The sequence below is a fragment of the Mixta hanseatica genome (assembly GCF_023517775.1).
Taxonomy (GTDB): domain Bacteria; phylum Pseudomonadota; class Gammaproteobacteria; order Enterobacterales; family Enterobacteriaceae; genus Mixta; species Mixta hanseatica.
The window spans coordinates 1970249-1982348 of sequence record NZ_CP082904.1; the positions used below are offsets into that span (position 1 = coordinate 1970249).

A 12100-nucleotide genomic window follows, 5' to 3' on the forward strand; every position below is an offset into this window, starting at 1 on the left:
AGTCAGCAATGGCTGAACATCTGGTGGTTATCGGTAACGGCATGGCGGGGATGCGGATGGTGGAAACTCTGTTGCGGCTGGCGCCCGGGCGCTATCGCATCACGGTGATCGGCAGCGAAGCGCAGGGCAACTATAACCGTATCCAACTCTCGCCGGTGCTCGGCGGTGAAAAATCGTTTCAGGAGACGCTGATCCACACCCCTGAATGGTATCAGCAGCAGGGCATTCAGCTGCTGGCAGGTGAAAAGGCGCTGGCGGTGAATGTGCCGCAGAAGCGCCTGACTACGGACCGGCGCACGTTGCACTGGGATCGGCTGGTGTTTGCCACCGGCGCCGAGCCGCTAATGCCCGCCATCCCCGGCATTACGCTGCCGCATGTCGGCGGCTTTCGCACTCTGCGCGACGTAGAGCGCATGCTGGCGCTTGACGGGCCAGCGGTGGTACTGGGCGGCGGCTTATTAGGCATTGAGGCCGCGGCGGCGCTGCGTCTGCGCGGGCGTGCGGTGACGCTGGTGCATCGCCATGGCGGGCTGCTGGATCGTCAGCTGGATAACCTTGCTGGCGGCCTGCTGGCCGAGACGCTGCGACAGCGCGGCATCGGTTGCCGTTTGGCGTCAGGTATTGTGCAAATCGATAGTGACAGTGTCACGTTAAGCGATGGCGAATGCGTGCCTGCGGCACAGGTAGTTATCGCTATTGGCGTCAGGCCCGCGGTTAGCGTGGCGCAGCAGGCCGGGATCCCCTGTCGGCAGGGCATTCTGGTCAACAGGCAGCTGCGCAGCGCCACGCCGGGTATTTGGGCACTGGGCGAGTGTTGTGAAATCGAGGGCGAAACGTACGGCCTGCTGGCACCGTGTCTGGCGCAGGCGGAAGTGCTGGCCCATCAGCTGGCCGATGCGCCCATTGCTGATTTTTACACTCAGGCGCAGGGAACCCGACTGAAAGTGACCGGCATTGAGATCTTTAGCGTCGGCGAGACCGGCGCCGCGCCCGGCAGCCGTTCGTTAACCCTCAGCGATCCGCTGAGTCAGCACTATCGACGCCTGGTGCTGCGCAACGGCAGACTGACCGGCGCCATCCTCTATGGCGATACCTCAACGGCAGCTTCGCTGCTGCAACTTTTGCAACGCGGCGCGCCGGTAACTGAGGACGCGCTGTTTGGCTTCACCCCTTCCGACAGGCAGCCCGAGGCTGCGGAGAGTAAAGCGATGAACAAACCGGTTATGGTGGTAATAGGTCACGGCATGGTTGGCCACTATTTTCTCGAACAGCTGGTACATCACCAGCTACATCTGCGCTATCAGCTGGTGGTGTATGGCGAGGAGCCGCACAGCGCCTACGATCGTGTACATCTCTCAGAGTACTTTTCCGGACGTGATGCGCAGGCGCTGTCGCTGGTCAGCGAAGATTTCTTTACCCGTTACGATATTGAGTTACGTTGTCACGAAAAGGTCACTCATATCGATCGCCAGCGTCGCTGCGTACGTGATAGCAGCGGACGCGAACTGGCCTGGGACCAACTGGTGCTGGCGACCGGCTCTTACGCATTTGTGCCGCCGATCCCCGGTTTTGACGCAGCCAACTGTTTTGTTTATCGCACCTTAAGCGATCTTGATGCGATTAAAGCGCGTGCCGTCAGCGCCAGGCGCGGCGTGGTCATCGGCGGCGGGCTATTGGGGCTGGAAGCGGCCAATGCGCTAAAAATGCTCGGTCTGGAAACCCATGTGATTGAATTCGCCCCGCGCCTGATGGCGGTGCAGCTGGATGATGGCGGCGCGCAGATGCTGCGGCGTAAAATCGAAGCGCTTGGCGTGACGGTATTGACCAGCACCGAAACGCGGCGGATAGAAACCCAGCAGAATGGCTCGCTGCGGCTGCATTTCGCCGACGGCAGCACGCTGGAGAGCGATCTGATTCTGTTTTCTGCCGGCATCCGCCCGCGCGATGAGCTGGCGCGCGAGGCGGGCCTGACGCTCGGGCCGCGCGGAGGCATTGTGATTGATGATGGCTGTCTCACCAGCGATCCGGCCATTGCGGCAATCGGCGAATGTGCGCTGTGGCAGGGGCAGATATTCGGTCTGGTGGCGCCGGGCTATCAGATGGCGCGGGTGCTGGCCAGCCGTCTGGCGGATGAGCCTGCCGCCTTCAGCGGTGCGGATATGAGCACCAAACTGAAGCTGCTGGGCGTGGAGGTAGCCTCGCTGGGCGATGCTCATGGCCGCAGCGAGGGCAGCCAGAGCTACCTCTGGACCAACGGCCCGCAGGAAATTTATAAGAAAATCGTGGTCTCCGCCGACGGCAAACGGCTGCTGGGCGCGGTGCTGGTGGGCGACAGCAGCGACTACAGCGAGCTGCAACAGATGATGCTGAACGATATTCCGCTGCCGCCTCAGCCGGAAAGCCTGATCCTACCGCGCTCTGCCGGTGCGCCCGCCAAAGCGTTTGGCGTGGCGGCGCTGCCTGAAAGCGCGCAAATTTGTTCCTGTCATAACGTCAGCAAAGGCGATATTTGCCAGGCGGTGAGCAGCGGCTGCGGCGATATGGCGACGCTGAAAAGCTGCACCAAAGCTGCAACCGGCTGCGGTGGCTGTAGCACGCTGGTAAAACAGCTGCTGGATGAACAGCTGGCGGCGCAGGGCGTGGAGATCAAGCAAGATGTATGCGAGCATTTCGCCTGGTCGCGTCAGCAGCTCTATCACCTGGTGCGCGTGGGCCGGATCAAAACTTTCGAGCAGCTGCTGGCGCAGCACGGCCGCGGACACGGCTGTGAAATCTGCAAGCCGCTGGCCGCTTCGATTTTCGCCTCCTGCTGGAACGATTATTTGTTGCAGCCGCCGCACCTGCCGCTGCAGGAGACCAACGATCGCTACTTCGCCAATATCCAGAAAGATGGCAGTTACTCGGTGGTGCCGCGTATTCCCGGCGGTGAAATCACGCCGCAGGGGCTGATCGCTATCGGTCAGGTCGCGGAACGTTTTAATCTTTACAGCAAAATTACCGGCGGCCAGCGCATCGACCTGTTCGGCGCGGCGCTGGATCAGCTGCCCGCGATCTGGCAGGCGCTGCTTGACGCCGGGTTTGAAACCGGCCACGCCTATGGTAAATCGCTGCGTACGGTTAAATCGTGCGTTGGCAGCAGCTGGTGCCGCTATGGCGTGCAGGACTCCACCGGTTTCGCTATTCAGCTGGAGAATCGTTATAAGGGGCTACGCGCGCCGCACAAAATCAAAATGGCGGTCTCCGGCTGTACCCGCGAATGCGCCGAGGCGCAGAGTAAAGATATCGGCGTAATCGCCACGGAAAAGGGCTGGAATCTGTACGTTTGCGGCAATGGCGGCATGAAACCGCGCCATGCCGATCTGTTCGCCGGCGACCTGGACGATCGGACTTTAATTCGTTATGTCGATCGATTGCTGATGTTCTATATCCGCACCGCCGATCGCCTGCAACGTACCAGCGTCTGGATGGATAACCTGGAGGGCGGACTGGAATATCTACGAGAGGTCGTTATCCATGACAGCCTTGGCATTGGAGCGGAGCTGGAGCAGGAGATGCAGCAGGTGGTCGATAGCTGGCAGTGCGAATGGCGCACCACGCTGGCATCGCCGGATCGGCTGCGGCTGTTCCGCGCCACGCTGAACAGCGACGCGCCGGATGAAACCCTGCAATGGCAGCTGGAGCGCGGGCAAATCCGCCCGGCGACCGCACCGCAGATAGCTGAGCTGCCGTTACCGCAGGAACCCTGGAGCGATATTTGCGCGCTGGAGGCGATTCCGCCGCAGGCGGGCATCGGCGCGCGGCTTGGCGGCCAGCGTATTGCGTTGTTCCGTTTTGCCGACGCGGTGTATGCGCTGGATGATAACGAACCGGGCACCAGCGCTAGCGTAATGTCGCGCGGCATACTGGGCGATGCCGCCGGGGAGCCGATAGTGATCTCGCCGCTCTATAAGCAGCGTTTTCGCCTGCGCGACGGTATTGCGCTTGATGGGACGGATTTGCAGCTGCGCTGCTGGCCGGTGCGACTCGTGGGCGGACGGGTGCTGGTGGGCAGCGCGCCGCTGGCGGTGGGCAAGCTGAGCGTGGCGGAGGCGTCATGAAAACCACCTGTCCTTACTGCGGCGTCGGCTGCGGGGTAGAAGTCAATGCGCAGGGGGAAGGCTGGCGCGTCAGCGGCGATGGCGACCATCCGGCCAACACGGGACGCCTGTGCGTGAAGGGCGCCGCGCTGGCGGAGACGCTGATCCCTGCTGGCCGCCTGCTGTGGCCGCAGATTGCCGGACGGCGCGTTTCGTGGCAGACGGCACTGGATAGCGTGGCTGAACGACTGCAGGCGATTATTCAGCAGCATGGCCCGAACGCCGTGGCATTTTACGCATCCGGCCAGCTGTTGACTGAGGATTACTACGTAGCCAATAAGCTGATGAAGGGGTTTATCGGCAGCGGCAATATTGATACTAATTCGCGTCTTTGTATGGCTTCGGCGGTCACCGCCTACAAGCGCGCGCTGGGCGCGGATGCAGTTCCCTGCTGTTATGAAGATTTCGACCATGCTGAGGTTATCGTACTGGCCGGCTCCAATGCGGCCTGGACCCATCCAGTGGCCTGGCAGCGGCTGGTGCAGGCGAAGCAGCAAAACCCGGCGCTGCGGGTAGTGGTCATCGATCCGCGCCGCAGCGCCAGTTGCGATTTGGCCGATCTGCATCTGCCGCTGACGCCGGGCAGTGACGGCGCGCTATTCAACGGGCTGTTGCGCTGGCTGGCGCAGGGCGGCTATGGTGACAGCGTGATGCAGCCGCAGCTGGATCAGGTAGCGGAAACCCTGGCCGCCGCCGCAGACTGGACGCCCGCCCACGTAGCGCAGGCCTGTCAGCTGCCGCAGGAAGAGGTGGAACAGTTTTATCGCCTGTTTGCAGCGCATCAGCGGGTACTGACGCTATGGTGCATGGGTATTAACCAGTCCTCCAGCGGCAGCGATAAGTGCAACGCCATCCTTAATGCCCATCTGTTTAGCGGCAAAATCGGACGACCGGGCAGCGGCCCCTTTTCCCTCACCGGGCAGCCAAACGCCATGGGCGGACGTGAAGTCGGCGGGCTGGCAAACCAGCTGGCGGCGCAGATGGATTTCACCCCGGAAAATATCGACCGTCTGCAGCGCTTCTGGCGCAGCGATCGGGTCGCGACGCAGCCGGGCCTGAAGGCGGTCGATCTGTTTCAGGCGATAGGCCGCGGCGAGGTGAAAGCGGTGTGGATTATGGGCACCAACCCGGCGGTTTCGCTACCGGATGGCAATGCCGTGGCGCAGGCGCTGCAGCGCTGCGAGCTGGTTATCGTTTCAGAGGTGATGCGCGCCACCGATACCAGCGCTTTCGCCGATATTCTGCTGCCGGCGCAGGCCTGGGGCGAGAAAAACGGTACGGTGACCAACTCTGAACGGCGGATTTCGCGTCAGCGCGCTTTTATGCCCGCTCAGGGCGAAGCGCGACCGGACTGGTGGATGCTGGCGCAGGTGGCGCAGCGGCTCGGCTACGGCGCGGCGTTCAACTGGCAGCATCCGGCAGAGATATTTCGCGAGCACGCTGCGCTTTCCGGTTTTGAAAATCAGGGGCGGCGCGCATTTGATATCAGCGGCCTGGCGCAGCTGAGCAACTTGCAATGGGAGCGGCTGCAGCCGGTGCAGTGGCCGGTAAACGGTGATTTTCCGCAGGGGCGCGCCCGGCTGTTCGGGGAACGCCGCTTTTATCATCCTGACGGCAGAGCGCGTCTGCTGCCGGTAACGCCTGTTGGGCCGCGCGTCGCCACCAGCCAGCGCTGGCCGCTGATGATGAATACCGGGCGTATTCGCGATCAGTGGCACACCATGACGCGCACCGGCCTGGTGCCGCGCCTGCTGCAACATACCTCTGAGCCTTTCGTCGCGATCCATCCCGATGACGCGCTGCGTCAGGGCATCTGGCCCGATACGCTGGTGCGTATTCAGTCGCGACACGGCTGGATGATCGCTCGCGCCAGCCTGACGGAAGATCAGACGCCGGGCACGCTGTTTGTGCCGATGCACTGGAATCAACAATACTGTGCCGAAGGCAATGTCGATCGGCTGGTGGCGCCCTGGCGCTGCCCGCATTCCGGCCAGCCAGAGAGTAAACAAACGCCGGTTCGCATTCAGTCCTGGCACAGCGACTGGCAGGGCATGTTATTTTTACGTGACAACGTCACATTAAACCCTATCCGTTGGTGGTGCCGCGTGCCGATTGCCGGCGGTATCGCCCGCTTTACGCTGGCGCATGATGGCGATCCGCGCTGCTGGCTGCAGGGGCTGCTTAAGCCGGAATGGACGCTGCAACAGGCGGGCGACGAGCGGGATTTTCATCACCTGGTCGCCTGGTATCAGGGCGAAGTACAGCTCGCTTTTTACGCCGCCGCGCGCCGTCCGGTGGTGGATGAGACGCTAATCGCCACTGCTTTTCAACAGCCGCCTGACTCAGCGGCGTCGCGTTTTGCGCTGCTGGCGGGCCGCGCCATGCAGGGTGAGGCGCGTGGAAAAACCGTTTGCAGCTGCTTCGGCACCGGCGAACAGCAAATCGCCGCCGCGATTCGCCAGGGCGCGTTGAACTGCGCGACGCTGGGGCAACAGCTGAAATGCGGCACCAACTGCGGCTCCTGTTTGCCGGAGCTGAAAAAATTAATTGCACAACATGCCCCTCAGCAGGCTGAGGCGGAAAGCGGGAGGTCAGCATGACACAGCGGTTACCTGCACTGAACAAACTGTTAAGCGGCGACGAGGGCCGGCCGCAGGGCAGCGTCTGGCTGGTGGGCGCCGGGCCGGGCGATGTCGAGCTGCTTACGCTGAAGGCGCTGCGCTTGCTCGGCGAGGCGGATGTAGTGGTTTACGATCGGCTGGTCAGCGAAGAGGTGCTGGCGCTGATCCCGGCCAGTACGCTGGCGCTCGACGTCGGCAAAACGCCGGGCTTTCACGGCATGAAACAGCAACAGATTAGTCAGCTGCTGGTGGATTTAGCCCGTAGCGGACGCCATGTGGTGCGCTTGAAAGGCGGCGATCCCTTTATTTTTGGCCGCGGCGGGGAGGAGATGCAGGCATTACAGGCTGCGGGTATCGTTTGTGAAGTGGTGCCCGGCATTACCGCCGCCATTGGCTGCGCCGCCGCCTGCGGTATCCCACTGACGCACCGGGAGATGGCGCAATCGGTACGTTTTATTACCGGCCATGGCAAAGAGGGCAAGCCGCAGCTCGCCTGGGAGAGCCTGCAGGACGCCAGCCAGACGCTGGTCTTTTACATGGGGCTGACCTGGAGCGCCGAACTTAGCCAGCAGCTATGTCATCATGGACGCGCCGCCGATACGCCGGTTGCGGTGGTGGAACGCGGGACACGCCATGACCAACGCGTGCTGATCACCACGCTGGCGCAGCTGCCCACCACCGTTACCCGATATCAACCGCAGTCGCCCGCGTTGATTATCGTCGGCGAGGTGGTGAAGCTGTATCGCGCGACAGAGACGGAAGAGAACCAGGCGCAGGCGGCGATCGCCTGAGGTTAAGGGCGTGCGGCTTCAGGTAAACAGATAGCGGCTTCAGGTTAGCAGAGGACGCAATTTGTCATCATAACTGCGCGCTTTTCGGACTGGCGGCAGGGTGGGAAATTCATGATCCAGTTCACAATTATGCTAAGCTAAGGGCTTATTCACGCTGATTACGGCTACCCATGATGAAAGCTTAATCTAACCCTGACGCCGCTATGTTATTAATGCATCGATTTACCTTATCTACCGCTATGCTGCTGTTGCTCGGCGCGCTGCCGATCCCCGACGCCAGGGCGTTTCAGCCGGAAGGTCGGGTGCCCGACGCTCCCTTTGACGATCCGGCGCGTTTCAGCACGCAGCAGCAGGAGCTCCCCAGCCTGGGCGGCGACGCCTCATCAGAAGACGCTTTTTCAACGCGTCTGGCGCAGATCGCCAAAAGCATCGGCGAAGCCAGCAATAATGCCAGCGACGCATCGTTTGGACAACAGGCGGGCGTCTGGGCATTTAATCATCTGCGCGATGAGGTCACCGAGCGGCTGGTAGATGAAGGGCAATCGCTGCTTTCGCCCTACGGCACCGCGCAGCTGTCGCTGCAGGTGGATATGGAGGGTAATTTTATCGGCAGCGGCGGTCAGCTGCTTACCCCCTGGCAGGACAACTATCAGTACTTAACCTTTTCGCAGCTGGGCGTGACGCAGACCGACGATGGGCTGATGGGCAATGCCGGGCTGGGGCAGCGTTGGGTGGCTGGCAACTGGCTACTGGGCTATAACGCGCTGGTCGACCGCCAGCTCGATTCAGGGCTACAACGCGCCTCGCTCGGCACCGAAGCCTGGAGCGATTTTCTGCGTCTCTCGGCAAATTACTACGCCCCGCTGGGCAGCTGGCGTAACAGCAGTACCAGCCAGCAAAACCGTATGGCGCGCGGCTACGACATTACTTCTCAAGGTTATCTGCCGTTCTATCGCCAACTGGGCGTTTCGGTAACCTGGGAGCAATATCTTGGCGATCGGGTTGATTTGTTTAACAACGGCAGCCTGGAGAAAAATCCGGTGGCGGTGAAAGTCGGGGTTAATTACACCCCGGTGCCGCTGCTGACATTTACCGCCTCGCATAAAGAGGGCGAAAGCGGTCAGTCGCAGGATCAGCTGGGCATGCGCATTAACTACCGTCCTGGCGTGGCGCTGAGCAAGCAGCTCTCCGCTGACAACGTAGCCGAGGCGCGATCGCTGCGCGGCAGCCGCTACGATTTAGTCGAGCGCAACACTACGCCGGTGCTGGAGTTCCGCCAGCGCAAGGATTTGTCGGTCTTTCTTGCCACGCCGCCGTGGCAGCTCCAGTCGGGAGAAACCCTGACGCTGAAGTTACAAATCCGCGCGGTCAACCGCATTACCGCCGTTAGCTGGCAGGGCGATACGCAGGCGCTGAGCCTGACACCGCCGGCTAATAATACCAACCCGCATGGCTGGTCGGTAATTATGCCGCAGTGGGACAGCAACCCCGGCGCCAGCAATCAATACCGTCTCTCCGTCACCCTGGAGGATGAGAAACAGCAGCGCGTCACCTCAAACTGGATAACGTTGCAGGTTACGCCGCCAATGACGTTGCAGTCGTCCGCTACGGATCGCTTTGATATGATGCAGCCCTGATTTTGCGGTTAGATTAGCGCCTTGCCAGGAACAATTTCTGATTGCCAGGCAAGGCGTTATTCTTGCCAAACAAAAAGCCGCCCAGAGGCGGCTTCAGTTTATCAATTTATAGCGAAACAGGGTTAATGGGTTCTCAACCCGGCGGCGGACATTAACACCCGGAACAGACTAGCCACCACAAACAGCGCCAGCACGCTGCCGCCCCAGATAATCACCATCCACAGTAGTCGTCGCCACAGCGGCTTCTTCGCGGTCTTCTCCGTCATGCGTTGTATCGCCATCACGGCCTCCTGTCAGTGATAACCCTGTTCCGGATCGATCTTGCCGCGGAACACATAATAGCTCCAGAAGGTGTAAACCAGAATCAGCGGGATAATAAACAGCGCGCCCACCAGCATAAAGCCCTGACTCTCCGGTGGCGAAGAGGCGGCGCGGAACGTAATATCCGGCGGAATCAGATTTGGCCAGATACTGATCCCCAGCCCGCTAAAGCCCAGGAACACCAGCGCCAGCGTCAGAATAAAGGGCGCATAGTGTGCATCCGGCAGCCAGGCGTTACGCCACAGCGCCCACGACACCAGCAGCACCAGAATCGGCACCGGCAGGAAGAAATAGAGATTCGGCGTGGTAAACCAACGGTCGGCAATCGACTGATGCGTCAACGGCGTCCAGACGCTGACAATCGCCATCACCACCAGCAGCGCCAGCAGCAGCGGACGCGCCAGCTTACGCATGGTTTGCAGCAAGTGGCCTTCCGTCTTGATAATCAGCCAGCTGGCGCCCAACAGCGCATAGGCCACCACCAGCCCCAGCCCGCAGAACAGGCTAAACGGGCTGATCCAGTCAAATACGCTGCCGGTCCATTCGCGACCCTGTACCGGGAAACCGTTCAGAAACGCGCCCAGCACCACGCCCTGTGCAAAGGTAGCGATAAAAGAGCCAGCGATAAAGGACTTATCCCAAAAGGCGCGATGCGACACCGTAGCCTTAAAGCGGAACTCAAAGGCGACGCCGCGGAAAATCAGCCCGATCAGCATAATTGTCAGCGGTACCGCCAGCGCATCCAGAATCACCGAGTAGGCGAGCGGGAACGCGCCAAACAGTCCGGCACCGCCCATTACCAGCCAGGTTTCGTTGCCGTCCCATACCGGCGCCACGGTATTCATCATCACGTCGCGGTCTTTACTCTCGCGCACCATCGGGTAAAGCAAACCGATGCCAAGGTCAAAGCCATCCATCACCACATACATCAGGATGCTGAACACAATAATGACGAACCAGATCAGCGGAAGATCGATACCCATTATTTAATTCCTCCCAGTTCATCTTTCTTAGGCTCATCCAGCGACTCATCGGCAGCAGAGAGCGGTCGGGCTGGCGTACGCGGCGTGCCCGGACCACCGTGCGGCGCGTGATCGACAAACGGCTGCGGCCCGCGACCTACCAGCTTCAGCAGGTAAACCAGACCAACGCCGAACACCGAGGCATAAACCAGAATAAAGGCCAGCAGACTGATCGACATATGCAGTGTGCCGTGATTGGAAACCGCATCGCGGGTACGCAACAGGCCATAGACCACCCACGGCTGACGGCCGATTTCGGTGGTAAACCAGCCAGCCAGAATCGCCAGCAGGCCAGACGGCCCCATAATCAGCACAAAACGATGGAACAGACGCTGATCGTACAGTCGCTTACGCAGGCGCAGCACCAGACTCCAGACGCCCGCCAGAATCATCAGCAGACCCAGCGCCACCATAATGCGGAACGACCAGAACACGATCGTCGAGTTAGGACGATCTTCTGGCGGGAAACTTTTCAGCGCCGGGATCTGCTTGGTCAGGCTGTGGGTCAGGATAATACTGCCCAGCACCGGCACCTCCAGCGCATACTTTGTCTCTTCCGCCTGCATATCGGGCAGACCGAACAGAATTAGCGGCGTCGGCTCGCCGGGGGTGTTTTCCCAGTGGCCTTCAATCGCGGCGATTTTCGCCGGCTGATGTTCCAGCGTATTCAGACCGTGCGCATCGCCAATACCCGCCTGAATCGGCGCCACAATCAGCGCCATCCACATCGCCATTGAGAACATGCGCTTAATCGCCGGGCTTTTATTGCCGCGCAGCAGATGCCAGGCACCGGACGCGCCGACAAAAAAGGCGGTCGACAGGAACGAAGCGGTAGCCATATGCAGCAGGCGATAAGGGAAGGAGGGGTTAAACACGACCTTAAACCACTCCGCCGGGATCAGCTGGCCGTTAACCACCTCATACCCCTGCGGCGTATGCATAAAGCTGTTGGAGGCGAGGATCCAGAAGGTAGACATTAGCGTACCCAGCGCCACCATACAGGTAGAGAAAAAGTGCAGGCCCGGCCCCACGCGGTTCCAGCCAAACATCATCACGCCAAGGAAACCCGCTTCCAGGAAGAAGGCGGTCAGCACTTCATAGGTCAGCAGCGGGCCGGTAATACTGCCGGCAAAAGCGGAGAATCCGCTCCAGTTGGTCCCAAACTGATAGGCCATCACCAGACCCGAGACCACGCCCATACCAAAGTTCACTGCAAAAATTTTCAACCAGAAATGATACAGGTCGCGCCAGGTGTCATTACGGGTTTTCAGCCATAACGCTTCCAGCACCATCAGAAAACTGGCGAGGCCAATGGTAATAGCCGGAAAAATTATGTGAAAAGAGACCGTGAACGCAAATTGTATCCTTGCCAGTTCGAATGCGTCTAAACCGAACATAGCCACCTCGATATGTACATTATTAAGCTTCCAAAAGGGATAAGACCTTGCCGATAACACAACAAGTGTAGAAGAGGGATTAGTGAACCACAGAAATGATAGCTATAACAGAAACAGAAAATAAGGATTCATCTATAACAGTTATCGCTTCCGGCGCACTATTTTGATGCGCACT

7 protein-coding genes are annotated in these 12100 nt (G+C 60.2%); 4 read left to right on the top strand and 3 right to left on the bottom strand.

Going from position 1 to position 12100, the window contains the following annotated elements:
• Nucleotides 1–8: 8 nt before the first annotated feature.
• From nirB to K6958_RS09620, 4 genes are all read left to right on the top strand, one after another.
• On the top strand, nt 9–4097 hold the full coding sequence (gene nirB, locus K6958_RS09605; protein WP_249894420.1) for a nitrite reductase large subunit NirB: 4089 nt from the start codon (nt 9–11) through the stop codon (nt 4095–4097).
• Nucleotides 4094–6736, top strand: a complete 2643-nt coding sequence (locus K6958_RS09610; RefSeq protein WP_249894421.1) for a nitrate reductase — start codon at nt 4094–4096, stop codon at nt 6734–6736. The genes nirB and K6958_RS09610 overlap by 4 nt, the downstream gene beginning before the upstream one ends.
• Nucleotides 6733–7548 (top strand): uroporphyrinogen-III C-methyltransferase, encoded by an 816-nt coding sequence (gene cobA / locus K6958_RS09615; RefSeq protein WP_249894422.1) that lies wholly within the window; start codon nt 6733–6735, stop codon nt 7546–7548. Before K6958_RS09610 ends, cobA begins: the two co-directional genes overlap by 4 nt.
• A 203-nt stretch (nt 7549–7751) precedes the next feature.
• Entirely contained in the window at nt 7752–9185 is a 1434-nt protein-coding gene (locus K6958_RS09620; protein WP_434085206.1) for a YchO/YchP family invasin, read from the top strand.
• A gap of 122 nt (nt 9186–9307) precedes the next feature.
• Here K6958_RS09620 and K6958_RS09625 read toward each other — a convergent pair whose 3' ends face one another.
• From K6958_RS09625 to K6958_RS09635, 3 genes are read right to left on the bottom strand one after another with little or no spacing between them, the layout of a single operon-like run.
• Nucleotides 9308–9466 (bottom strand): DUF2474 domain-containing protein, encoded by a 159-nt coding sequence (locus tag K6958_RS09625; RefSeq protein WP_249894423.1) that lies wholly within the window; start codon nt 9464–9466, stop codon nt 9308–9310.
• 12 nt (nt 9467–9478) lie between these two features.
• Nucleotides 9479–10489, bottom strand: a complete 1011-nt coding sequence (cydB, locus tag K6958_RS09630) for a cytochrome d ubiquinol oxidase subunit II (protein WP_249894424.1) — start codon at nt 10487–10489, stop codon at nt 9479–9481.
• Nucleotides 10489–11925: a cytochrome ubiquinol oxidase subunit I gene (locus K6958_RS09635; protein WP_249894425.1), complete on the bottom strand. Its 1437-nt coding sequence runs from the start codon at nt 11923–11925 to the stop codon at nt 10489–10491. The genes cydB and K6958_RS09635 overlap by 1 nt, the downstream gene beginning before the upstream one ends.
• Between the last annotated feature and the right edge of the window lie 175 nt (nt 11926–12100).

What these genes read in the sequence shown, in the direction of transcription:
- cobA (WP_249894422.1), top strand. Translation starts at nt 6,733, where the DNA reads ATGACACAGCGGTTACCTGCACTGAACAAACTGTTAAGCGGCGACGAG.
- K6958_RS09625 (WP_249894423.1), bottom strand. Translation starts at nt 9,466, where the DNA reads ATGGCGATACAACGCATGACGGAGAAGACCGCGAAGAAGCCGCTGTGG.
- cydB (WP_249894424.1), bottom strand. Translation starts at nt 10,489, where the DNA reads ATGGGTATCGATCTTCCGCTGATCTGGTTCGTCATTATTGTGTTCAGC.
- K6958_RS09635 (WP_249894425.1), bottom strand. Translation starts at nt 11,925, where the DNA reads ATGTTCGGTTTAGACGCATTCGAACTGGCAAGGATACAATTTGCGTTC.
- K6958_RS09610 (WP_249894421.1), top strand. Translation starts at nt 4,094, where the DNA reads ATGAAAACCACCTGTCCTTACTGCGGCGTCGGCTGCGGGGTAGAAGTC.
- K6958_RS09620 (WP_434085206.1), top strand. Translation starts at nt 7,752, where the DNA reads ATGTTATTAATGCATCGATTTACCTTATCTACCGCTATGCTGCTGTTG.
- nirB (WP_249894420.1), top strand. Translation starts at nt 9, where the DNA reads ATGGCTGAACATCTGGTGGTTATCGGTAACGGCATGGCGGGGATGCGG.